This window comes from Enterovibrio litoreus (assembly GCF_045679545.1).
Taxonomy (GTDB): domain Bacteria; phylum Pseudomonadota; class Gammaproteobacteria; order Enterobacterales; family Vibrionaceae; genus Enterovibrio.
The window spans coordinates 437,787-462,257 of record NZ_CP166194.1 but is presented as its reverse complement, the minus strand read 5'-3'; the positions used below and the strand labels follow the sequence as shown (position 1 = coordinate 462,257).

Genomic DNA, 24,471 nt, shown 5'->3' with positions numbered 1-24,471 from the left:
TTTCCAGATTTTTAAAGAGCATTTCTCTTTCGAGAACAGCGCAAAAAGCGCTAATCAATGACACTGTCATTCATTAGGGCTTTTTCCGTCTTTATTCTTCAACCTATACAATTTGTGTGGACACTTGCATCAATAGTATCGTTAAGGAGGTGATCCAGCCCCAGGTTCCCCTAGGGCTACCTTGTTACGACTTCACCCCAGTCATGAACCACACCGTGGTAAACGCCCTCCCGAAGGTTAAGCTATCTACTTCTGGTGCAGCCCACTCCCATGGTGTGACGGGCGGTGTGTACAAGGCCCGGGAACGTATTCACCGTGGCATTCTGATCCACGATTACTAGCGATTCCGACTTCACGGAGTCGAGTTGCAGACTCCGATCCGGACTACGACGTACTTTCTGGGATTCGCTCCACCTCGCGGCCTCGCTGCCCTCTGTATACGCCATTGTAGCACGTGTGTAGCCCTACTCGTAAGGGCCATGATGACTTGACGTCGTCCCCACCTTCCTCCGGTTTATCACCGGCAGTCTCCCTGGAGTTCCCACCATGACGTGCTGGCAAACAAGGATAAGGGTTGCGCTCGTTGCGGGACTTAACCCAACATTTCACAACACGAGCTGACGACAGCCATGCAGCACCTGTCTCACAGTTCCCGAAGGCACAAGTCCATCTCTGGTCTCTTCTGTGGATGTCAAGAGTAGGTAAGGTTCTTCGCGTTGCATCGAATTAAACCACATGCTCCACCGCTTGTGCGGGCCCCCGTCAATTCATTTGAGTTTTAATCTTGCGACCGTACTCCCCAGGCGGTCTACTTAACGCGTTAGCTCCGAAAGCCACGACTCTAGGTCACAACCTCCAAGTAGACATCGTTTACAGCGTGGACTACCAGGGTATCTAATCCTGTTTGCTCCCCACGCTTTCGCATCTGAGCGTCAGTCTTTGTCCAGGGGGCCGCCTTCGCCACCGGTATTCCTTCAGATCTCTACGCATTTCACCGCTACACCTGAAATTCTACCCCCCTCTACAAGACTCTAGCCTGCCAGTTCAAAATGCGGTTCCCAGGTTGAGCCCGGGGCTTTCACATCTTGCTTAACAAACCGCCTGCATGCGCTTTACGCCCAGTAATTCCGATTAACGCTCGCACCCTCCGTATTACCGCGGCTGCTGGCACGGAGTTAGCCGGTGCTTCTTCTGCAGCTAACGTCAAATTAATACGCTATTAACGTACTAACCTTCCTCACTGCTGAAAGTGCTTTACAACCCGAAGGCCTTCTTCACACACGCGGCATGGCTGCATCAGGCTTGCGCCCATTGTGCAATATTCCCCACTGCTGCCTCCCGTAGGAGTCTGGACCGTGTCTCAGTTCCAGTGTGGCTGATCATCCTCTCAAACCAGCTAGGGATCGTCGCCTTGGTGAGCCATTACCTCACCAACTAGCTAATCCCAACTGGGCCCATCCCGACGCGAGAGGTCCGAAGATCCCCCTCTTTGGTCCGTAGACATCATGCGGTATTAGCAGTCGTTTCCAACTGTTATCCCCCACGTCAGGGCAGGTTCCCAGCCATTACTCACCCGTCCGCCGCTCGTCATCTTCAAAAGCAAGCTTTTGAAATGTTACCGCTCGACTTGCATGTGTTAGGCCTGCCGCCAGCGTTCAATCTGAGCCATGATCAAACTCTTCAATTAGAATTTTGTTGTCACTCGAAAGTGACGCTCAATGAATACTGAATTACTTTTTTGCCCTAAGGCAAATCTGCATTGACTGTGTTTCTTATTGGTTTCCACTTTTGAGAAAGTGAAATCAAAACAGCTCAAGGCTGATTTCCAATTCGATTGGGTCACTCAGTTCATTGATAAATCTTATGTCTATCAAATACGAGTGCCCACACAGATTGTATAGGTCAAATTGTTAAAGAACGTTGACTTGGTCACTGGCTTAACTCGCCGTGTTCCGTGTCGATGAGCCGCATTATAGAGAGTTCGATCACGTTGGCAATAGCTAAATGCAAAAAACCTTAAAAAAAGCACTTAACTGCCCACTTTTGCATCAAAGTGGGCAAAATAGACTATTTAATACTCTATTCTACGCTGTTTTTCATTGAGTTTTCTTTCTTGAGGCACGGCCAATTCGAAATTTCTTCTTTATATAGCGTATTTGTATACCAAGAGCATCATTTTAACTTCTCGTTTTGGCACGTTTGTATCGCATAGCAGAAGCAGAAGCAGAAGCAGAAGCAGAAGCAGAAGCAGAAGCAGAAGCAGAAGCAGAAGCAGAAGCAGAAGCAGAAGCAGAAGCAGAAGCAGAAGCAGAAGCAGCGTAACGGGAAAAATATGGGAGTAAAGAATAAAGGATGGGTTGAGAGCAAATTGCTTTTTCGGCTCTCGACGATATGTAGGAAAAATTCGAATAGAGTAAGAACCGACAAAGATAGATAAAGATAGATAAAGACAAGGAAGTTTGTTGGAGGCTAGAACGAAAAAAGCCTTAGTCTTTCGACTAAGGCTTTTTCGGAATTTGGTGCCCGAGGACGGACTTGAACCGTCACTTCCGAAGAAAACGGATTTTGAATCCGTCGTGTATACCAATTTCACCACTCGGGCAAGTGCGGCCAATTATACGCAAGCAGAACAACGACGCAAGTAGATAAATAGAAAAAAATGTTCAACCGTTTCTTTTTTCGCCACCTTGCTAAATAAACATGCAATTTGCCCCATTTTTCGTCATTCACCCTACTCGATAAGGCTGTTAAACTGCACGCATTACTCATTATTAGGACAGCAACATGTCTCAATCTTCTGTTCAGTTCACTGTGCCTAAAGGCGCAAGCTTCTTTCGTCGCATGGGCGCATGGCTTTATGACCTTCTCGTACTTGTCGCCGTTGAAATGCTTGCCATCGGTTTGGTTGTTAGCGGTTTCGCCGTTGCAATGCAATTTGGCCTTTCTATAGAAGGTTATGTGGATGTTGGGGATTACCTTACTCGTAACCCGATGATCAGCCCTTTCTTTACCATGTATGTATTTGCGATTGCTGCAGGCTTTTATGGCTACTTTTGGTCTCAAGCAGGTCAGACGGTTGGAATGAAAGCATGGAAGCTAAAACTTGTCAGTGAATTTGGTGGGAACGTTACCTTTACTCAAGCGCTGATCCGAATGGCAACAGCCTGCCTAGGGGCGGGGAATCTGTTCACCTTATTCGATCGAAACAACCGTGCTTTTCAGGATCACTTCTCACATAGCCAAATGCTCAAAATCGACTAAATTCGAGCAGTGCGTTTCCTATGTAGACGTTCCACTGCAAAAGAGGGAGCCAATCGGCTCCCTCTTCTATAAACATAAGTTTGTTTATCAATAGATTTAAAATCTTGGTGCTATAACTTTCTATTAAGCAGGTAGAGCGTCACACCGACAAAGGCCAAACTGGGGGCGACAGCACCAAAGAAAGGCGGCAAGTTATAGACTAAGGTTAACGGCCCGAAGACTTCATTTGATATATAGAAGGCAAAACCAAAAATGACACCGGAAAGCACGCGCGCGCCCATGGTTACCGTACGAAGCGGACCAAATACAAAGCTAAGTGCCAATAACATCATCACGCCGATAGACAGCGGTTGCAGAACCTTGCGCCACAAAGCGAGTTCATAGCGAGCTGCGTCCTGTTTAGATGCTTTCAAATATTCGACATAGCTGTAAACACCACTGAGTGATAACTCTTCCGGCTTTACCGTTACGATCGAGAGTTTTTCTGGTGTCAGTGTCGTTCTCCAAGCCAATTGACTCTCTTTCGTCTCACTGATTTTAACTGGCCCTTCAAAGTGCGTGACAGTGACGTTGTTGAGCATCCAACTGTCTTTATCAAGGTAAGTTCCACTATCCGCAAACACCATGCTTTTAAGCGCTTGGTTGTCACCAAATTTCCAAATGTTCACGCCAGAGAGAGACTCTTTTTGGTCCGTACGCGCAATGTAAATAAAATCGCTGCCATCTTTCGCCCAAACACCGCTTCGGACAGACATAACGTTACCGCCCGATTTCGCAAACGTTCTCAGTTCACGCGCTGCTTTTTGCGCATCAGGTGCACCCCATTGCCCTAACGCCAGCACCACCAACATCAAGGGCATTGCCGTTTTTAACACGGAAAGACCAATATCTAGCTTCGAGAAACCAGACGCTTGCATCACCACCAATTCCGAACTTGATGCGAGTGAGCCAAGACCAATCAATGCTCCCAGCAACACGGCCATCGGGAAGAACATTTCGATATCTCGCGGCATGCTCAATAAGACATATTGAACCGCCGTCATCATGGTAAACACGCCATCACCCACTGAGCGTAGCTGTTCAACAAATTTGATAATGGCAGAAAGCCCTACCAAAGTGGCCAAACACAGCGACGTCGTAGCAATAATCGTTCGCCCAATGTAAAGGTCAAGGATCTTAAACATTAAGCGGTTCTCCTCAAGCGATATCTCAATTTGCGCATGGGTAGTGTGTCCCAACTAATCAACCCAATGGCCACCAGCAAGGCAACTATATTAATGCTCCATAAACCGATTTCTGGCTGTAACTTCCCTTCCTCAATGGCTGACTTAGCCGCACTTATTGCGAGGAAGTAAGTCAGATATATCAATACCGCAGGGAAAAGTTTGGCAAAACGTCCCTGTCGAGGATTCACAGAAGAGAGTGGAACCACAATCATTGTCATTAGCGGAATACACAGTACAAGTGAAATACGCCATTGCAACTCAGCTTGCGCACGTGGCGACGGCTCATTCAACAGCGCCGGCGTCGGCATGGCATCCCAATCGCGTTGTTTCTGACGCACTTCACGCTGGCCAATCAACACCTGATAATTTTCATAATCGGTAATGGTGTAATCCAAGCGCGTAGGGATACCTTCGTACCGGACGCCTGTGTTTAAATCCAATACCTGACGGCCATCAGGAAGCTCAGAGACAAAGCCCTTTTCAGCAACAATTACATTCGGGCGCATCGTGTCACGAGGCACGGGTTGAGCAATAAATATATTATGTAGATTCTGCCCGCTGTCCGTAATTTCGTTGACAAAGACCACCGCCTGGCCATCTGGCGTCGTTTGTATTTGCCCTTGCACAAGAAGTTCAAGACCAGAATCAGATTCCAGACTTTCCATCACCTTAATTTCTTTGTCATTCGCCCAAGGTGTCAGCCACAGTGCATTAAATGCCGCAACAGCCCCCGTCAGCAAAGCCAAGTACAACGCAGCGTGGATCAGGAACTTATTCCCAATACCCGTTGCATTCATCACGGTAATCTCACTTTCAGCATAGAGACGCCCGAAAGTAATCAAAATCCCGATATAAAGACTGAGTGGCAACATCAACATTGCCATCGAAGGCATGTATAGACCGACCAGTGTTAACACATCGCTACCCGGAATTGAGCCATCTGTAGCGTTTGCCAGCACACGAATGAACTTCTGGCTAAAAAAGACCAGAAAAAGCACAAACAGCACAGCGAGTTGCGTTTTCACTGTCTCTCGGATCAAATACCGAACAATAATCACGGCGTTTTACCTTTAGAAAACTTGTTTTTTTACTCGAATCGCTATAGTTTTTGGGTAAATGAGTTATTTTTTAATCTTTCGGCCAAGTGTTGACCTGCTTAATTCAATTTACCTCGAACACGAATTCGAGTTCCAATAAAGCGGGCATTATCCAACATTTAGCCTCACTTGTCTTTAGGATGTAGGAGTACGCATGGAGTTCAGTGTTAAAAGCGGGAGTCCCGAGAAGCAACGCAGCGCATGTATCGTCGTTGGTGTCTTTGAGCCACGCCGTTTGTCACCTGTCGCAGAGCAACTCGATAAGATCAGCGACGGTTACATCAGTAGCCTTTTGCGTCGCGGCGATCTCGAAGGAAAACCTGGCCAGATGCTATTGTTGCATCATGTTCCTAACGTACTTTCTGAGCGAGTGTTGTTAGTTGGTTGTGGTAAAGAACGTGAACTCGGTGAGCGTCAATACAAAGAAATCATCAAGAACACCATCAACACACTTAACGAAACAGGTTCTATGGAAGCCGTCTGCTTCCTAACCGAACTGCACGTAAAAGGTCGCGACACATACTGGAAAGTTCGTCAGGCCGTAGAAAGCACCAAAGACAGCCTGTACACCTTTAATCAATTCAAAAGTGTGAAGCCTGAAACTCGTCGTCCACTGCGTAAATTGGTGTTTAACGTACCCACTCGTCGAGAATTGAATCTTGGCGAACGCGCAATCACCCATGGCTTAGCAGTCGCGTCTGGTGTAAGAGCATGTAAAGACCTCGGAAATATGCCGCCAAACGTAGCAAACCCTGCTTACCTTGCTTCTCAAGCACGTCGCCTTGCTGATGACTTCGATAAAGTCAGCACCAAAATCATCGGCGAGCAAGAGATGAAAGAGCTGGGCATGACATCTTATTTAGCCGTAGGCCAAGGTTCACGCAATGAATCGATGATGTCTATCATGGAGTACAAGGGCCACCCTGACCCAGAAGCCAAGCCTATCGTATTAGTTGGTAAAGGTCTGACGTTTGATGCTGGCGGTATCTCACTTAAGCCACCTGCAAACATGGATGAAATGAAATACGACATGTGTGGCGCTGCATCGGTATTCGGTACCATGAAAGCACTCGCAAAGTTGGATCTCCCAATTAATGTCGTTGGCGTATTGGCTGGTTGTGAAAACATGCCTGATGGCAATGCATATCGTCCAGGCGATATTGTCACTACCATGTCAGGCCAAACCGTTGAAGTATTAAACACCGATGCGGAAGGCCGTTTGGTTTTGTGTGATGCGCTGACCTATGTCGAACGCTTTGAACCAGAATGTGTTGTTGACGTTGCCACCCTCACTGGCGCATGTATCGTGGCACTAAGCCACCACATCAGTGGTTTGATTTCCAATCACAACCCTCTGGCACACGAAATCGTCAATGCATCTGAACAAGCGGGTGACCGCGCGTGGCGTCTGCCAATGACGGAAGAATACCAAGAACAGCTCAAGAGCCCGTTTGCAGATATGGCAAATATCGGTGGCCCTGGCGGCGGTACGATTACTGCGGGTTGTTTCCTTTCACGCTTTGCCAAGAAATACAACTGGGCACACCTTGACGTTGCCGGCACCTCTTTCCGAGGCGGGGCAAACAAAGGTTCAACAGGTCGTCCTGTCCCATTGCTTGTCCAGTTCTTACTGAACCGCTCTGGCCTGGAAACTGTGGAGTAACACTTCACAACATCGACAAGGAGGCTAAACAGCCTCCTTTTTTTCGTTTGTCATGTGGTTAGCCAAAGAAAAAGCGATGGCTTTTCAGGCAAGCTAACCGCAAACTGAAACGCATTAATTCGCCGTTAAATAGAGAAACTCACATGGCATTGGCAACCTTCTATTTATTAGATGACACCCATACAGATCCACAGCGCTGTATGGTAGAAAAAGCCGGCCAACTTTCAGCGCTTTTTAGTCAACAAGGCATGAAGGTTTACATTTCGGCGAACGACAAATCTCAAGCGGAAAGCGTCGATGAATACCTTTGGCAGCAATCTCCCGACAACTTTGTCGCACACAATCTTGTGGGTGAAGGGCCGAGAGGCGGCGCGCAGGTGGAAATTGGCTGGTCGGGTGTCAGACATTCAGGACACCGAAATGTGCTAATAAATTTGGCCGAAGAAGCAGCAATTTTTGCGCCTTCCTTTGCACAAGTGGTAGACTTCGTGCCTTGCGAAGAAACTCTCAAGCAGCAAGCGCGAGAGCGCTACAAAATTTATAGAATGGCAGGGCGACAAATGCGAACCCTCGCCATTGATGACATGTCCTAAATCACACGATCCATCAAGAGCGCTATGGAAAAGACATACAACCCAACATCAATTGAAAAAGCGCTGTACCAGCGCTGGGAAGAGGCTGGTTACTTCAAGCCTCACGGTGACACATCAAAAGATGCGTACAGCATCATGATCCCACCACCAAACGTCACTGGTAGCCTTCACATGGGTCACGCGTTCCAAGACACCATTATGGATACCTTGATCCGTTGCGAGCGCATGAAAGGCAAAAACACCCTTTGGCAGGTTGGTACCGATCATGCAGGTATTGCCACGCAAATGGTTGTTGAGCGCAAGATCGCAGCAGAAGAAGGCAAAACTAAGCACGATTACGGTCGTGATGCCTTCATCGACAAGATCTGGGAGTGGAAAGCTGAATCAGGTGGCACTATCACCAAACAGCTTCGTCGCCTTGGCGCATCTGTTGACTGGGATCGTGAACGCTTCACCATGGATGACGGCCTATCTAACGCCGTTCAAGAAGTGTTTGTTCGCCTTTTCCAAGAAGATTTGATCTATCGCGGTAAGCGCCTGGTCAACTGGGACCCGAAACTGCACACTGCAATTTCTGATCTAGAAGTCGAAAACAAAGACGTGAAAGGCTACATGTGGCACTTCCGTTACCCTCTGGCTGACGGCGTAAAAACCACAGACGGTAAAGACTACATTGTTGTTGCGACTACACGTCCAGAAACCATGCTGGGTGACACTGGCGTTGCAGTAAACCCTGAAGATCCACGCTACAAAGATCTGATCGGCAAAGAAATCATGCTGCCAATCGTGAATCGTCGTATCCCTATCGTGGGCGATGAGCACGCAGACATGGAAAAAGGCACAGGTTGTGTGAAGATCACCCCTGCTCACGATTTCAATGACTACGAAGTTGGTAAACGTCACCAACTGCCAATGATCAACATTCTGACCTTCAATGCTGACATCCGTGACAGCGCTGAAGTGTTCAACACCAACGGCGAAGCAAGCGACGTTTATGGCACGGAGCTTCCAGAAGCTTACCGCGGCATGGAACGTTTCGCTGCACGTAAAACGATCGTTGCGGAATTTGACACACTGGGTCTGCTTGAAGAGATCAAAGATCACGATCTGACCGTGCCTTACGGCGACCGTGGTGGTGTAGTCATTGAGCCAATGCTGACTGACCAATGGTACGTGCGTGCTGCGACACTGGCAAAACCAGCGGTTGAAGCCGTCGAGAATGGCGACATTCAATTCGTGCCTAAGCAATACGAAAACATGTACTTCTCTTGGATGCGTGACATTCAAGATTGGTGTATATCTCGCCAGCTTTGGTGGGGTCACCGCATTCCTGCATGGTACGACAACGACGGTAACGTCTATGTTGGTCGCAGCGAAGAAGAAGTGCGAGAGAAAAACAACCTTGCACCTGTGGTTGTGCTTCGCCAAGACGATGATGTACTGGACACCTGGTTCTCATCTGCCCTGTGGACCTTCGGTACACAAGGCTGGCCTGAGCAAACGCCTGATCTGAAAACCTTCCACCCGTCTGACGTGTTGGTGACCGGTTTTGACATCATCTTCTTCTGGGTTGCTCGCATGATCATGATGACCATGCACTTCTGTAAAGATGAAAACGGCAAGCCACAAGTACCGTTCAAAACCGTTTATGTTACGGGTCTTATCCGTGATGAAAACGGCGACAAAATGTCGAAATCAAAGGGCAACGTGCTTGACCCAATCGACATGATTGACGGTATTGATCTGGAGTCTCTGGTTGAGAAGCGTTGTGGCAACATGATGCAGCCTCAACTGGCCGCTAAGATTGAAAAGAACACCCGTAAAGCTTTTGAAGGCGGTATCGAACCTTACGGTACTGACGCACTGCGCTTCACCCTTGCTGCGATGGCATCAACTGGCCGTGACATCAACTGGGACATGAAGCGCCTTGAAGGTTACCGTAACTTCTGTAACAAGCTATGGAACGCTAGCCGTTACGTACTAATGAATACAGAAGACCAAGATTGCGGCACCTCTTTGTCTCAAGAACAACGTGACGCGATGGAATTCTCACTGGCCGACAAGTGGATTGAATCTCAATTCCAGCTGGCAGCGAAAGACTTCAACGCACACATTGATAACTTCCGTCTGGATATGGCAGCAAACACGCTGTACGAATTCATCTGGAACCAATTCTGTGACTGGTACTTAGAACTGACCAAACCGGTTCTTTGGAAAGGCACAGAAGCGCAACAGAAAGCGACCCGTTACACATTGATCACTGTACTTGAGAAGACATTGCGTCTTGCTCACCCAGTGCTGCCATACATCACCGAATCTATCTGGCAGAGCGTGAAGCCGCTAGTTAACGGTGTTGAAGGTGACACCATCATGCTGCAAGCATTACCTCAGTATGATGAAGCACAGTTCGATGAAAATGCACTGGCTGACATTGAGTGGGTAAAAGCGTTTATCACTTCTATTCGTAATCTGCGTGCAGAATACGACATCGCACCAAGCAAAGCGCTTGATGTGATGCTGAAAGCCGCAGACGAGAAAGACGTTGCTCGCCTTGAAGCAAACAAGCAAGTGCTATTGTCTTTGGCGAAATTGGAAGGCGTTCGCGTTCTAGAATCAGGGGAAGAAACCCCAGCATGTGCGACTGCACTGGTGGGCAAATCTACTCTAATGATCCCAATGGCAGGTCTCATCGACAAAGATGCAGAGCTAGCGCGTCTAGATAAAGAAATTGCCAAGACACAAGGCGAAATCAAACGTATCTCTGGCAAGCTCGGCAACCAAGGTTTCGTGGCTAAAGCACCAGAAGCGGTTGTTGAAGCAGAACGTGCCAAGCTAGACGGTTACAACGAAACACTGGTGAAACTGGAAGAACAGAAAGCGATCATCGCTGCACTGTAATTCAACGCTTCAAACGGTTTAACCGATAAAAGGCTGACGAGAAATCGTCAGCCTTTTCTGCATTTCAGGCTTCTAATTTCAGCCAACAGTTCACCCTCGCCGATCAATAGATTTCACCTATCGAAATAATTCACAGAAAACGCATTTACAAATGAGAATTATTTGCAATAATGGAAATACACCCATGAGGGATCTGAGGAACTGTTATGAAAAAGACCATGAGCTTTGCTGCTATTCACTTTACCGTCGCATTCACCGTCGCATACTTACTGACTGGCGATATATTGATTGGTAGTTTGATTGCCATGGTTGAGCCTATGGTGAATACAGTGGCCTTTTACTTTCATGAAAAAGCATGGGACAGCAGTCGCTTAAAGCGCACCATGAACAATAACCCAGGTCGAAAAACAGCCAGTTTTGCGGTGGTTCACTTCAGTGTCGCGTTTGGTGTAGTGTATTTGCTGACAGGCGATATCTTAATTGGCAGTGTGATGGCGATGATTGAGCCGTGTATCAACACCATGGCCTATTACCTTCATGAGCGTGTTTGGCAGAAAAAAGAAGCGTTTCGCGTCATGCAATGCCACCACAATCACTCTGTCACCGCATAACACCTCATCAAAACCAATAGGGCAGCGAGCGCTGCTCTTTTTGTCTCTTATGGCCTCTATCGTCTCTCTCCCCTTCAATTTGTTGAATCAATACCGTCATTTTTATTTTGGTTAAAAATACGAATGCCTTACTCTGTATAGAGGAACGCGCTTGCCAATTTGCGCAAGGCATCAGAAAGCCAATGGAGACACTATGCCCTCAGGCCCGATAGAAATCAGATCGTTAGTCCGCCAGCTACTCAGACACCGCGGACTATTAGACAATATTTATGGCACTGCAGGTCTGACAACCGTTCAATGCCATGTATTGATCGAGCTTGAGCAAGGTGCATTGAGCGCGGAAGAATTGGCAACACGACTCAACATAGACGTGATCAACGCCAACCGTACGCTGGCTATCTTGATCAATCACGACACTGTCGCCTATCAGGTCGATGGCCGAAGTGCCAAGCCACACTATCTACTGACCGAACTTGGACGCAAACGGCTTGAGCAACATCATGTCGGCATTAACCAAGAAATCGCTTTATACCTTGAGCAATTAGATCTCGATGAGATCGAAAGCCTGTCTCGCTCTCTGCATCGCTATAATCGCGCAATGGAACAAAGTGCACATCAAAAAGGGTACACCCTGCGCACGCTAGAACCGGCTGATAATGCTGCTATTGCCGCCGTGATACGCAAAGTGTCTGCGGAATACGGTTTGACCGAAGACAAAGGCTACAGTGTGGCTGACCCAACACTGGATTCCTTAAGTGAATGCTATCAGGCTGACAATGCCGCATTTTGGGTCATTGAGCACAAAGGGAAAATATTGGGCGGTGGCGGGATTGCACCATTAATGGGTGAAGATTCACTGTGTGAACTTCAGAAAATGTATTTTCGCCCCGAGTTGCGTGGCAAAGGTTTTGCTCGACGCTTGGCAGCCATGGCAATGAAGTTTGCGCGTGAAAAAGGCTACACCGGCTGTTACCTCGAAACCACCGCTTGTTTAAAAGAAGCCATTCATCTTTATGAATCTCTTGGTTTTAAACGTCTTGATAAGCCAATGGGGATAACTGGCCATGGCGATTGTGAAGTCGTTATGCTGAAAACTTTTTAAGTTGGTAGTGAGAATCTCCAATCAATGATCAGCACGCACAAAAAAGCCGGACGAATCCGGCTTTCTCATTTTCTTAAGCAGCGTCACGATTACTTCTCGTCGTCTGCTTCTTCCAAGTCACCTTCTTCTTCGTCGTCTTCTTCATCAGACTCAAAGTAAGTGCCCCAGCCGTCGTAATCGATTTTGTGTTTTTCAGCCAATGCCGCCAGTTTCTCAACTTGCTCATCGATACGCTCAGCATCAAGGGCAGATTCCATTACCGCGTCAAAGCAAATAACCGTCGAGCCATCTTCCAGTTCCAACTCTTCCGCGTCTAGCACTTCAAAACCTAATTTGAACGCTTCAACCGCAGCACCTTCCAGCTCAGCAAAACTGTCAGCAGACAGATGGTGCTCAATGGTGTAAAGCGCATCTGGATCGCTACCATCTTCTAGCAGCGCAGCAATGATTTCGCGGGTTTCCGCTTTTTGTTCTTCAATAATGTCAGCATAAGACATCGGATAACTCCAGACTGAAATAATAACCGAGGCACTATCGCATGGATTGGCTTGGTTTGCCACGTCCAATTGATGGTAAACCAAAGACACCTTTAAAGGCTCTTTTCCGCACGAATGATGATATCGAACTCTTGTTAATTAAAAGTAAAATTGACCTTGACCAACAAGGTTGTCATTATTTGAGAACAGGGGAATAACAATACAAGATGCTGGATATCCCGATGTTTCACCTCATCTTGCGCCAAGAAACCCCTGATTTATGGAATAGTGTGCATTTTTATCGCATAGATAAGCACGATACAACACGAGCGCTTAATGGGGGAATCGACGTCGAGCATCGCACAATGTCGGCTCATCCAACCAAAGCGCCATTGTTGAGATAAATGGATTTACGACATGTATTCAGGCGTCCTTGCTAGCAAACGCCCCTGTTACAGAATTCTGTCGATTAATCTCCCAATATTCTTGTCATTTTGGACAACATAATCACGATACAAAATCACCCAATCAGCCTTGGCTTAGTGACTTTTATTCGCGAAATTCTCCATGTGACAAGACTAATAATAATTCAAGAGAGAAACGATCATGAGTCAGTTATATGTGGGTTCTGAAGTCGGTCAATTGAAACGAGTCCTGCTACACAGGCCCGAGCGAGCCCTCAACCACCTCACTCCTTCAAATTACAAAGATCTGTTGTTTGATGATGTATTAGCCGTCGAGCGCGCAGGAGAAGAGCACGATCAATTTGCGCAAACATTGCGAGACCAAAACGTAGAAGTCTTGCTGCTGCACGATCTGCTGGCAGAGACCTTAACCATACCCGAAGCAAAGAATTGGCTATTAGATGTGCAGGTTGGCGAATACCGCTTGGGCTATCAATTTGCAGGAGACGTTCGCGCTTATCTGACTGAATTAAGTCATGAAGAGCTAGCGCATATTCTTTTGGGCGGTCTGAGCTATATCGACTTCCCACGTCAGTCTTCTTCAATGATGCAGGCAATGCATGAGCGCACAGATTTCATTATCGACCCGCTGCCGAATCACTTATTTACTCGTGATACGTCTTGCTGGATCTATGGCGGCGTATCACTCAACCCAATGGCGAAACCAGCCCGTCAGCGCGAAACGAATCATCTTCGTGCGATTTACCGCTGGCACCCAATTTTTGCAGGCAATGATTTTCTTACTTATCTGGGTGAAGAACAGCGCGACTATGACAATGCCATGGTTGAAGGCGGAGACGTACTGGTTATCGGTAATGGCGCAGTGCTGGTTGGTATGTCTGAGCGCACCACACCACAAGGTGTTGAAGCGTTAGCCAAAAGCTTGTTCAAAAACGGACAAGCCAAAGAAGTGATTGCTATTAACCTGCCCAAGCACCGCTCTTGCATGCACTTAGACACCGTCATGACTCACATGGATATTGACACCTTCTCAGTCTACCCCCAGGTGATGCGTAAAGACTTACAATCTTGGCGACTGATCGACCAAGGCAATGGCGATGTTAAGGTCAAGGAAGCTGACTACTTTCTGCATGCGATTGAGAAAGCACTCGCTATCCCACAGCTCAATATCATCACCACAGGTGGTGATAGTTTCGAAGCTGAGCGCGAGCAGTGGAATGACGCAAACAACGTCCTTACCGTGCGTCCAGGCGTCGTCATCGGCTATGAGGGTAACGTCTATACGAATGAAAAGTATGATAAAGCAGGCATCAAGGTACTGCCTATTCCCGGCGATCAGCTTGGACGTGGACGCGGTGGCGCGCGTTGCATGAGCTGCCCGATTGAACGCGATGGGCTGTAACACCTCGAACTCTCCCACTCTCCTTAATCGACAATGGCTGCCGTAAGGTGGCCTACTTTTTTGGGAGCATGACTCAACACCGATTCTTCCCCGTTGCTTTGTTTTCTTTCGTCGTTCATTTCGTGGTTCATTTCGCTTTCGATTTCGTCGTCCTGAGTATTTTTAACGAATATCGATCCGCAATAAATAATTATTTATTCACAGGGGTTGCATTCTTACTCACATATAAGTGAAAATCGTGATTATTATCATAGTGGACCATGATTCTGCTATTCAGTTGTACACGAGATTTTGAAGGGAACTCATTATGGCTTTTAATCTTCGCCACCGGAATTTTCTCAAGCTATTAGATTTCACGCCTCGCGAGATTGAGCATCTGCTTTCTTTGTCTGCCGAGCTCAAAAAAGCCAAATACAATGGCTACGAACAACCTCGCTTAAAGGGCAAGAACATCGCATTGATCTTTGAAAAAGCCTCCACGCGCACTCGCTGTGCATTCGAAGTGGCTGCTTTTGATCAAGGTGCACAAGTCTCCTATCTGGGTCCTTCAGGCTCGCAGATTGGCCATAAAGAATCGATGAAAGACACCGCACGCGTGTTGGGTAGAATGTACGACGGCATCCAATATCGGGGTTTCGGACAAGAGATAGTCGAAGAATTGGGTCAGTATGCAGGTGTTCCTGTTTGGAATGGCCTAACGGATGAATTCCACCCCACACAAATCCTTGCCGACTTTCTTACCATGCAAGAGCATGGACGCGGCAAACAACTGCAAGAAATCAAATTCGCCTATCTGGGTGATGCGCGCAACAACATGGGAAATTCTCTCATGGTAGGCGCAGCAAAAATGGGCATGGATATTCGCTTAGTTGCGCCAAAGCAATTCTGGCCAGAAGATGCGCTGGTTGAACAATGCCAATCCATCGCCAAAGAAACGGGCGCTCAGATCACCTTGACCGAAAACGTTGAAGAAGGTGTACAAGGTTGTGATTTCCTATATACCGACGTTTGGGTATCGATGGGCGAATCAAAAGAAGCATGGGATGAGCGTGTGGCGCTGATGAAGCCATATCAGGTCAATATGGATGTCATCAAAGCCACGGGCAACCCGCATGTTAAGTTTATGCATTGTCTACCCGCTTTGCACAATGACGAAACCACCATTGGTGCTGAAGTGGCTGAAAAATACGGTATGAACGGCCTCGAAGTCACCGAAGATGTGTTTGAGTCTGATTACTCCATCGTGTTTGATGAAGCTGAAAACCGCATGCACACCATTAAAGCGGTCTTAGTCGCCACACTAGGTAGCTAATCACTCTCCCCCTGATTACCGCTGTATGATGCAGCGGTTTTTTTCCCTTTATCAACAAACACCCTGTTTGTTTTAAGTACCACTCCTTTCATATTCAGCGTGATCGAATAACCCAAATACCACGTGCGATTAAGCAAGGCTTGATAGTCGCGGTTCCTGTGAGGTTTACTCTACTGTTCTTGCACCCTCAAAAAATGGGCGTATAATTCTCCGCAATTTGTCAGAAAAATGAATCGGAATGACCTACTTAGCGACACAATCGACTGCTAATGAGTGCCCTAACATGGCAATGTCATCCTATTTCGTTTTTCATGTATTGATAAAAAAAGCCTCCTGATCGGGAGGCTTTTTTTTGACCAAAATTTACTACCGATAGCCACCACGCTCTGGTTTTACACGAAACACAGCGCATGATGTGCAACCACAGAGGGAAGAAAAGACATGGCGACCTCGCTGTACAACAAACACATCATCTCCATCCCGGAGTTGTCCCGCGAAGAATTGGAACTGATCGTCGACACCGCCGGCAAACTGAAAGCCGAGCCAAACCCGACCTTACTGAAAAACAAAGTGGTAGCCAGTTGTTTCTTTGAGGCCTCAACTCGCACTCGTTTGTCGTTTGAAACAGCGGTTCAACGTCTCGGTGGTACCGTGATTGGCTTCCCTGATGCAGGCAACACATCATCAGGCAAGAAAGGGGAAACCCTGTCTGATTCGGTGCAGGTCATTTCTTCGTATGTGGATGCATTTGTTATGCGTCACCCTAAAGAAGGTGCAGCACGTCTCGCCTCAGAGTTTTCAAAAGGCGTACCTGTGATTAACGGCGGTGATGGCGCAAACCAACACCCGACGCAGACACTGCTCGATCTGTTCAGTATTTTTGAAACACAAGGTCGCTTAGATAACCTGAGCATTGCCATGGTGGGTGATCTGAAATACGGTCGTACTGTTCACTCTCTGACGCAAGCACTCTCCAAGTTCGACAACAATCGCTTCTACTTCATTGCACCAGACGCATTGGCGATGCCTGATTACATTCTGGAAGAGTTAGATGAAACGGGAATCCCTTACAGCTTGCACAGCAGCATTGAAGATGTGGTGCCAGAACTGGATATTCTTTATATGACCCGGGTTCAAAAAGAGCGTTTTGACGAATCTGAATATGCGCATATCAAAGCCGCGTTCATTCTCGACACGCCAGCACTAGAACATGCACGTGAGAATCTCAAAGTGCTTCATCCGCTGCCACGTGTGGATGAGATCACTGTCGCCGTTGATAAAACCCCATATGCCTATTACTTCCAACAGGCGGAAAATGGGGTGTATGCGCGCCAGGCACTACTCGCACTGGTTATGAACGAAGAGATTTAAGGCAGGAGCAAAGGTCATGGTAAAACAAAACAAACTTCAGGTTGAAGCTATCAAAAACGGCACAGTGATCGACCACATTCCTGCCAATGTCGGCTTTAAAGTGATGAAACTGTTCAAGCTGCATAAGACTAATGAACGTGTCACGGTTGGTCTGAACTTGCCTTCTTCCGCGTTGGGTGCCAAAGACATTATCAAGATTGAAAATATTTTCGTGAGCGAAGAACAAGCGCAGCAATTGGCATTGTACGCACCACACGCCACCGTCAATCAAATTGAAAATTATGAAGTGGTGGCTAAGCTTCCGCTCACGCTTCCTCAAACGATTCTTGGCGTATTCCGCTGCCCGAACACCAACTGCATCACGCACGACGAGAACGCCGTGGAAAGTAGCTTTAATGTCATCAACAAAGCCGATGACATTCACCTCAAATGCAAATACTGCGAGAAGGTGTTCTCACGAGAAATCATGACAGAGAATCACTGATAGCACCTTCCGTTAACCAGGCCTTAACCAACGCCGTTAACATGGTGACATCAATCCGCAGTCCAGATGAAGCAAGGACTCAGGCCGACGTTAATCGTCGGCTTTTTCTTGTGCTTGATGCGTACAACACACCTAAAATGTGATTAAGCAGGTTTACCTAGCCGCTGCCAAGATGCAGACTAGGCGCCTACCCTGTTTCCGTACCAAATGTTTAATTAAGGATAGGTAAATGACTAAAGTGCTTCACACTGAACACGCGCCAGCTGCAATCGGCCCATACATTCAAGGCGTTGATCTTGGCAACATGGTACTGACCTCTGGCCAGATCCCTGTTAACCCAGTTACCGGTGAAGTCTCTCCTGATATTGCTGCCCAAGCGCGTCAGTCACTGGAAAACGTGAAAGCGGTTGTTGAGTCATCAGGCCTGAAAGTGGGCGATATCGTGAAAATGACCGTGTTCGTTAAAGATCTTAACGATTTCGGCACAGTGAACGAGGTTTACGGTAAGTTCTTTGATGAGCATAACGTAGAACACTACCCAGCACGTTCTTGTGTGGAAGTGGCTCGTCTACCAAAAGATGTCGGTATCGAAATCGAAGCGATCGCGGTACGTAAGTAATTCGACTGCTCTCACAATAGACAGCGATAGAACGAGAAAAGCGGCGTATTCACGCCGCTTTTTATTTGTCTGTCGCACAGTGTCTATGCTTGCGCTGTTAGCTGTTTTTCAATGTGACCAACGACCAAAGAAAACCATGCTGTAAACCGCTCAGGCGTCGTTCGCATGGCATCACACATTTCCTGTTCAGGCCACCAGCGCCAATCCATCACTTCATCCGGATTTGGCACCAACGCAACATTATCCGCTTCACACGCAATAATTTGGTCCAGCTCATGTTCCGTCAGATTGTTGTCGAGCTCCGCGCGATAGCAAAAAGTTGTTCCCATTTGAAACGTCAACGGCGCAACAATACCCAGCTCCTCATGAAGACGACGTGCAGCCGCAACATCAAAAGCCTCGCCCTGCATAGGGTGTGAACAGCAGGTGTTAGTCCATAAGCCGCCACTGTGATATTTGCTCTGAGCACGTTGCTGCAGCAAATATTCGCGACCCACAGCCGTTTCACGATAGATCATCACAGAAAAAGCCAAATGCAGCAGACCTTGCTGATGCGCCGCCATTTTGTCAGCCAGCCCAATCGGCTCGCCGCTTTCTGTTACCAAAACCACCAGATCTTTCCGCATACCTGTTTTAACTACTCTCACAAATACGTTGGCGTTATAAACACAAAAGGATACGCATTAGCGTATCCTTTTGTTCAACTTTTTTGTCTTGAACGGAAGTTTATGACTTCTTGTTCAAATCAGCCACTTCTGCGTCAAGTTGCGCCAATTTTTCAGCCATTACATCATGGCAACGCGTTGCCAATTCGCGCACCTGATCTTTGGTTAACCCTTCGGTAGAGATAGGGTCCATCACTTCCACAATCACATGGCCATTGTTTCCGCGTGATGCGCGAAGGTCGCGGGTTGAGCTACACACGATAGGAACAATCGGCACACCTGCCGCAATGGCGGCGTGAAACGCACCCGTTTTGAACGGCAGTAAACCACGACCACGTGAGCGCGTACCTTCTGGGAACAACCAAACCGAAACGTTATTTTCTTTAATTTGATCAACCACCTGACCAATCGTGCCCATCGCTTTACTGCGATTATTACGATCAATCAAAATGTTACCGGTTAGCCAGTAAATCAGACCAAAAATCGGAATATACGTCAGGCTTTTTTTACCCACAGTGACGGCTCTTGGGCGCACAGCGTTAGAGACAGTAACCAAATCCCAGTTGCTCTGGTGGTTAGCAATATACACGCAGGTGCCCACTTCTTTCGATGCATCAGTCTCACGCAAGTCCAGTTTGATTCCGAACAGGCTTGAAAGCTTGCCAAACCAGCGGCCAATCGTATAAACATTCTCAGGGTTTCTTGGACTTAGCAGGCAGTAACCACAACCGAAAATAAATATGACAATCGCAAACAAGGCAACAGCCAACAGTCGCAGTATAAAGTACATTCTTCTCTCCTAATGCCTAACACCCGCTTGTGGGGTAGGAAAAACATCCCTGTGAGCAATGCCGAAATCAAGGCTGGCATTACAGCGTACAGGTGTTCGCTAAAACTCAATCGCGACTAGTATACGTATCCATCGGCAAAATTCATCTGTCGAACGATAAAACGTCACTTCGCTGATAAAAAACCCTCCGAAAGGAGGGTTTCAATTCACATTTTGAGACTATGCTTCCGGTGCTTCAGATGGCTCCGCAGCATTTGGCGAGCCAATTTCTATCGCGGTCACACGTTGTAACCCACGCGGTAACATCGCCCCACGTCGCCCACGTTCTCCTCGGAAATTATCAATATCCGACGGTTTAAGCGAAAGTTTACGCTTGCCGGCATGCAAGGTCACGGTGGCACCATGTGGAATCACGTACAGCTGAGCAAGAAGCTCTTCACGTGCTTTGGCGCGAGCAGCAGGAATATTAATGATCTTATTCCCTTTACCTTTGCCCAATTGTGGCAACTCTTTCACAGGGAAAACCAGCATACGGCCTTCGTTAGTGATCGCCAGAATGTCATCATGGTCGAGATCGCCGACTTTTTGTGGCGGCATCACTTCAGCAGCTTGAGGCAGGCTGAGTAAAGCCTTACCACTGCGATTCTTCGACAACAGATCATCATGTTTGCACACGAAGCCATAGCCTGCGTCTGACGCCATCAGCATCAGATCTTCATTCTCGCCCATCAATACATGACGAACGGTAGTGCCTGCCGTGATATTCAGGCGGCCGGTAATCGGCTCACCTTGGCTACGTGCAGACGGCAAGCTGTGCGATTCAAGCGCATAGCTTCGACCATCCGTACCGATGAAGACCGCAGGCTGACTACTCTTACCCTTGGCAGCAGCAAGGAAGCTATCGCCAGATTTATAACTTAATGTCGTTGCATCCACCTCATGCCCTTTAGCATGACGGATCCAGCCTTTGTCTGACAGCACCACGGTGATCGGTTCGCTTGGGATCAGATCACGCTCTGTCATCGCCTTTGCTTCTTCGCGCTCAACCAATGGCGAGCGACGATCATCACCGTACTTTTCAGCATCGGCCATGATTTCTTTTTTCATCAGGGTGTTCATACGACGTTCAGAACCGAGCAGTTTTTCTAAGTGCTCACGTTCTTTGTTTAGCTCGTCTTGCTCACCACGGATTTTGATCTCTTCCAGTTTGGCTAACTGGCGAAGTTTGATTTCAAGAATGGCTTCCGCTTGTTTCTCGCTGAGCTCAAAGCGCTGCATTAGCTCTTTTTTCGGCTCATCTTCGGTGCGGATGATCTCAATCACTTCATCAATGTTGAGATACGCGGCCAACAAACCATCAAGGATGTGTAGGCGAGCCAATACTTTGTCTAAACGGAATTGCAGACGACGACGAACGGTTTCGCGTCGGAACACCAACCACTCGGTCAGAATATGCAGCAGGCCTTTCACCTGAGGGCGACCATCAAGGCCAATCATATTCATGTTTGCACGGTAGCTGCGCTCAAGATCGGTCGACGCAAACAGGTGATTCATCAGCTGATCACAATCAACACGGTTCGAGCGTGGCACGATCACGATACGTGTTGGGTTCTCATGATCAGACTCATCACGAAGATCTTCCACCATCGGCAGTTTCTTCGCGCGCATTTGGTTGGCAATTTGCTCCAGCAATTTTGCACCAGACACCTGATGAGGTAACGCCGAAATGACGATATCGCCATTTTCTTTGTGCCAAACAGCACGCATTCTGATAGAGCCTTTACCACTGCGATACAGTTTTTTCAGCTCAACGTGCGGCGTAATAATTTCCGCTTCCGTTGGATAATCAGGCCCTTTCACATGTTCCAAAAGGCCGTCTAAATCAAGCTGCGGCGAGTCAATCAATGCCACTAACGCATTCGCTACTTCACGAGCATTGTGCGGCGGAATATCTGTCGCCATACCCACTGCGATACCCGTCACGCCATTCAGCAGAATGTGCGGCAGGCGAGCAGGCATGGTTTTCGGCTCTTTCATGGTGCCATCGAAGTTCGGCTGCCAATCCACAGTGCCTTGACTGATTTCGCTCAACAATATTTCAGAGAATCGAGACAAGCGCGATTCTGTGTAACGCATTGCTGCAAAGGATTTTGGATCGTCCGGCGCACCCCAGTTACCTTGACCATCAACCAAGGGATAGCGGTAGGAGAAAGGTTGAGCCATCAAAACCATGGCTTCATAACACGCCGAATCACCGTGTGGGTGGTACTTACCTAACACGTCACCCACAGTACGGGCGGATTTCTTATATTTTGCAGTCGCCGACAGGCCCAGTTCCGACATTGCATAGATAATGCGGCGCTGTACCGGCTTGAGACCGTCACCAATAAATGGCAGTGCTCGGTCCATGATGACGTACATTGAGTAGTTGAGGTATGCATCCTCAGTGAACTTCCTAAGAGGAAGCTGCTCAACACCGTCATAAGTGATATCAGTCATTGAAAACGTCCGATCATAAAATCAAATTAAATGTCTGCCAGCTCGGCCTTATCGCCTTTTTCTTGCAGCCAATGGCGACGGTCTTCTGCACGTTTCTTACCGAGCAACATGTCCATCATGCGATCCGTTTCTTCTTGATCGTCAATAGTGAGCTGCACCAAGCGACGTGTATTAGGATCCATAGTGGTTTCTCGAAGCTGCAGTGGGTTCATTTCACCCAGACCTTTAAATCGCTGAACATCTATTTTTGCGCGCTTCTTACTTAAGCTTTCTAAGATGCCAGTCTTCTCTCCGTCATCAAGGGCATAGAACACTTCTTTGCCACAGTCGATACGATACAAAGGCGGCATGGCCACGTACACGTGACCAGCTTTTACTAGCGCATGGAAATGCTTAACAAACAACGCACACAGCAAAGTCGCGATGTGAAGTCCATCTGAGTCCGCATCCGCGAGGATACACACTTTGCCGTAACGCAGGCCGCTTAAATCTTCACTGTCTGGGTCAATGCCCAAAGCAACGGAAATATCGTGAACTTCTTGCGACGCCAACACTTGGTCAGCAGACACCTCCCACGTATTTAGGATCTTACCGCGCAGCGGCATGATAGCCTGAAATTCGCGATCACGGGCTTGCTTCGCCGAGCCACCTGCCGAGTCACCTTCGACAAGGAACAATTCAGTACGCGCCAAATCTTGCATTGAGCAATCTGTCAGCTTACCCGGCAGTGCTGGGCCAGAAGCCACCTTCTTACGCACCACTTTCTTCGCCGCACGCATACGCTTGTGTGCGTTCGCAATACACACTTCAGCGAGTTGCTCCGCCAGTTGTGGGCGTTCATTGAGCCACAGGCTGAATGAGTCTTTCACCACACCAGAAACAAACGCAGCACATTGACGCGACGACAAACGTTCTTTGGTTTGACCGGCAAACTGAGGATCCTGCATTTTAACCGACAGCACATAGGCACAGCGCTCCCAGATATCGTCAGCAGTCAGTTTCACACCACGAGGCAGCAAGTTACGGAATTCACAGAACTCACGCATCGCATCCAGCAAACCTTGGCGCAGACCATTAACGTGTGTACCGCCTTGCGCGGTAGGAATCAGGTTTACATAGCTCTCTGTTATCAGTTCGCCGCCTTCCGGCAGCCAAATAACCGCCCAATCAGCCGCTTCATGCGGGGCACTAAAATCGCCAGTAAAGGGGTCTGCCGGTAGCAATTCATAGCCCTTCACACCTTCAACGAGGTAGTCTTTCAGGCCCGTCTCGTAACACCATCGAATAGTTTCATTAGTGTTTTTATCGGTAAAGACAATCTCAAGCCCAGGGCAAAGCACCGCTTTTGCTTTGAGGTTACTTTTTAGACGAGAAACAGAAAATTTCGGCGAATCAAAGTAAGAGGTATCTGGCCAGAAGTGGACGCGAGTACCTTTGGCGCGACGACCACAAGTGCCTGTTACGGTAAGCTCTTGGACTTTATCGCCATTTTCGAAGGCAATGTCATACACCTGACCATCGCGTTTGACAGAGACTTCGACACGCTTTGACAGCGCATTCACCACGGATATACCCACGCCGTGCAAACCACCACTGAATTGGTAGTTATTGTTCGAGAACTTACCACCAGCGTGCAATTTACACATGATCAGCTCGACGCCCGATACCCCTTCTTCAGGGTGGATATCAACAGGCATCCCTCGTCCGTCATCAATCACTTCAAGTGATTGATCAGCGTGAAGAATAACTTCCACTTTGCGAGCATGTCCCGCCAACGCCTCATCGACACTGTTATCGATGACTTCTTGACCGAGGTGATTGGGGCGAGTCGTGTCTGTATACATACCGGGACGACGACGTACCGGCTCAAGACCATTGAGAACTTCAATGGATCCAGCGTTATAAACTTGATCTGTCATAGATGATTGGTTTCTAAATTTTGTCACATGGTCTGTGAAGGTTCGCTAGCTTGTCAAA

At 47.8% G+C, this 24,471-nt stretch carries 20 protein-coding genes, 1 tRNA gene and 1 rRNA gene; 13 read left to right on the top strand and 9 right to left on the bottom strand.

Annotated features, from left to right (window positions below; genetic code table 11):
* Window positions 1-142: 142 nt before the first annotated feature.
* Window positions 143-1,687: ribosomal RNA gene (locus tag AB8599_RS02100) — 16S ribosomal RNA — on the bottom strand.
* Between the two features lie 512 nt (window positions 1,688-2,199).
* Here AB8599_RS02100 and AB8599_RS02095 point away from each other — a divergent pair.
* Window positions 2,200-2,322 (top strand): hypothetical protein, encoded by a 123-nt coding sequence (locus AB8599_RS02095; protein ID WP_407332167.1) that lies wholly within the window; start codon window positions 2,200-2,202, stop codon window positions 2,320-2,322.
* Window positions 2,323-2,517: 195 nt separating this feature from the next.
* On the opposite strand, the gene AB8599_RS02090 is transcribed toward AB8599_RS02095, so the two are convergent.
* A tRNA-Leu gene (locus AB8599_RS02090) sits at window positions 2,518-2,602 on the bottom strand.
* A gap of 182 nt (window positions 2,603-2,784) precedes the next feature.
* Between AB8599_RS02090 and AB8599_RS02085 the strand changes: the two genes are divergently transcribed.
* Complete coding sequence (locus AB8599_RS02085; RefSeq protein ID WP_407332166.1) at window positions 2,785-3,261, top strand: RDD family protein; 477 nt, start codon at window positions 2,785-2,787, stop codon at window positions 3,259-3,261.
* A gap of 110 nt (window positions 3,262-3,371) precedes the next feature.
* Here the strand turns inward: AB8599_RS02085 and lptG are convergent, their stop codons facing one another.
* Entirely contained in the window at window positions 3,372-4,445 is a 1,074-nt protein-coding gene (lptG, locus tag AB8599_RS02080; RefSeq protein ID WP_407332165.1) for an LPS export ABC transporter permease LptG, read from the bottom strand.
* Entirely contained in the window at window positions 4,445-5,545 is a 1,101-nt protein-coding gene (lptF, locus tag AB8599_RS02075; RefSeq protein WP_407332164.1) for an LPS export ABC transporter permease LptF, read from the bottom strand. Before lptF ends, lptG begins: the two co-directional genes overlap by 1 nt.
* Window positions 5,546-5,738: 193 nt before the next feature.
* On the opposite strand from lptF, the gene pepA reads away from it, so the two are divergent.
* The 5 genes from pepA to AB8599_RS02050 all read left to right on the top strand — a co-directional run bounded on the left by pepA (window position 5,739) and on the right by AB8599_RS02050 (window position 12,451).
* Entirely contained in the window at window positions 5,739-7,247 is a 1,509-nt protein-coding gene (gene pepA / locus AB8599_RS02070) for a leucyl aminopeptidase (RefSeq protein ID WP_407332163.1), read from the top strand.
* A gap of 143 nt (window positions 7,248-7,390) precedes the next feature.
* Window positions 7,391-7,840, top strand: a complete 450-nt coding sequence (locus AB8599_RS02065) for a DNA polymerase III subunit chi (protein ID WP_407332162.1) — start codon at window positions 7,391-7,393, stop codon at window positions 7,838-7,840.
* Between the two features lie 24 nt (window positions 7,841-7,864).
* Window positions 7,865-10,738 (top strand): valine--tRNA ligase, encoded by a 2,874-nt coding sequence (locus AB8599_RS02060; protein ID WP_407332161.1) that lies wholly within the window; start codon window positions 7,865-7,867, stop codon window positions 10,736-10,738.
* Between the two features lie 206 nt (window positions 10,739-10,944).
* The gene (locus tag AB8599_RS02055) at window positions 10,945-11,349 is read left to right on the top strand and encodes a DUF2061 domain-containing protein (protein ID WP_407332160.1); all 405 of its coding nucleotides are present in this window, start codon (window positions 10,945-10,947) and stop codon (window positions 11,347-11,349) included.
* Between the two features lie 193 nt (window positions 11,350-11,542).
* Window positions 11,543-12,451 carry a GNAT family N-acetyltransferase gene (locus AB8599_RS02050; protein WP_407332159.1) on the top strand — a complete coding sequence of 303 codons (909 nt, stop codon included), beginning with the start codon at window positions 11,543-11,545 and terminating at the stop codon, window positions 12,449-12,451.
* 89 nt (window positions 12,452-12,540) lie between these two features.
* On the opposite strand, the gene rraB is transcribed toward AB8599_RS02050, so the two are convergent.
* Window positions 12,541-12,948 carry a ribonuclease E inhibitor RraB gene (rraB, locus tag AB8599_RS02045; RefSeq protein WP_407332158.1) on the bottom strand — a complete coding sequence of 136 codons (408 nt, stop codon included), beginning with the start codon at window positions 12,946-12,948 and terminating at the stop codon, window positions 12,541-12,543.
* 41 nt (window positions 12,949-12,989) lie between these two features.
* Here rraB and AB8599_RS02040 point away from each other — a divergent pair, with 41 nt between their 5' ends.
* The 6 genes from AB8599_RS02040 (at window position 12,990) to AB8599_RS02015 (ending at window position 18,540) form a co-directional block, all read left to right on the top strand.
* Entirely contained in the window at window positions 12,990-13,145 is a 156-nt protein-coding gene (locus AB8599_RS02040; protein WP_407332157.1) for a hypothetical protein, read from the top strand.
* Between the two features lie 388 nt (window positions 13,146-13,533).
* Window positions 13,534-14,754 (top strand): arginine deiminase, encoded by a 1,221-nt coding sequence (gene arcA / locus AB8599_RS02035; RefSeq protein ID WP_407332156.1) that lies wholly within the window; start codon window positions 13,534-13,536, stop codon window positions 14,752-14,754.
* Between the two features lie 307 nt (window positions 14,755-15,061).
* Window positions 15,062-16,066: an ornithine carbamoyltransferase gene (gene argF / locus AB8599_RS02030; RefSeq protein ID WP_407332155.1), complete on the top strand. Its 1,005-nt coding sequence runs from the start codon at window positions 15,062-15,064 to the stop codon at window positions 16,064-16,066.
* A 441-nt stretch (window positions 16,067-16,507) separates the two neighbouring features.
* Window positions 16,508-17,437, top strand: coding sequence for an aspartate carbamoyltransferase (gene pyrB, locus AB8599_RS02025; RefSeq protein WP_407332154.1), 930 nt, complete (start codon window positions 16,508-16,510; stop codon window positions 17,435-17,437).
* 16 nt (window positions 17,438-17,453) lie between these two features.
* On the top strand, window positions 17,454-17,921 hold the full coding sequence (gene pyrI / locus AB8599_RS02020) for an aspartate carbamoyltransferase regulatory subunit (RefSeq protein WP_407332153.1): 468 nt from the start codon (window positions 17,454-17,456) through the stop codon (window positions 17,919-17,921).
* Window positions 17,922-18,150: 229 nt separating this feature from the next.
* Window positions 18,151-18,540 carry a RidA family protein gene (locus AB8599_RS02015; RefSeq protein ID WP_407332152.1) on the top strand — a complete coding sequence of 130 codons (390 nt, stop codon included), beginning with the start codon at window positions 18,151-18,153 and terminating at the stop codon, window positions 18,538-18,540.
* Window positions 18,541-18,623: 83 nt separating this feature from the next.
* Here AB8599_RS02015 and idi read toward each other — a convergent pair whose 3' ends face one another.
* From idi to parE, 4 genes are all read right to left on the bottom strand, one after another.
* Window positions 18,624-19,166, bottom strand: coding sequence for an isopentenyl-diphosphate Delta-isomerase (gene idi, locus AB8599_RS02010; RefSeq protein WP_407332151.1), 543 nt, complete (start codon window positions 19,164-19,166; stop codon window positions 18,624-18,626).
* Between the two features lie 100 nt (window positions 19,167-19,266).
* Window positions 19,267-19,995, bottom strand: coding sequence for a 1-acylglycerol-3-phosphate O-acyltransferase (locus AB8599_RS02005; RefSeq protein ID WP_407332150.1), 729 nt, complete (start codon window positions 19,993-19,995; stop codon window positions 19,267-19,269).
* 219 nt (window positions 19,996-20,214) lie between these two features.
* Complete coding sequence (gene parC, locus AB8599_RS02000) at window positions 20,215-22,494, bottom strand: DNA topoisomerase IV subunit A (RefSeq protein ID WP_407332149.1); 2,280 nt, start codon at window positions 22,492-22,494, stop codon at window positions 20,215-20,217.
* A 26-nt stretch (window positions 22,495-22,520) separates the two neighbouring features.
* Window positions 22,521-24,413, bottom strand: a complete 1,893-nt coding sequence (gene parE, locus AB8599_RS01995; RefSeq protein ID WP_407332148.1) for a DNA topoisomerase IV subunit B — start codon at window positions 24,411-24,413, stop codon at window positions 22,521-22,523.
* Between the last annotated feature and the right edge of the window lie 58 nt (window positions 24,414-24,471).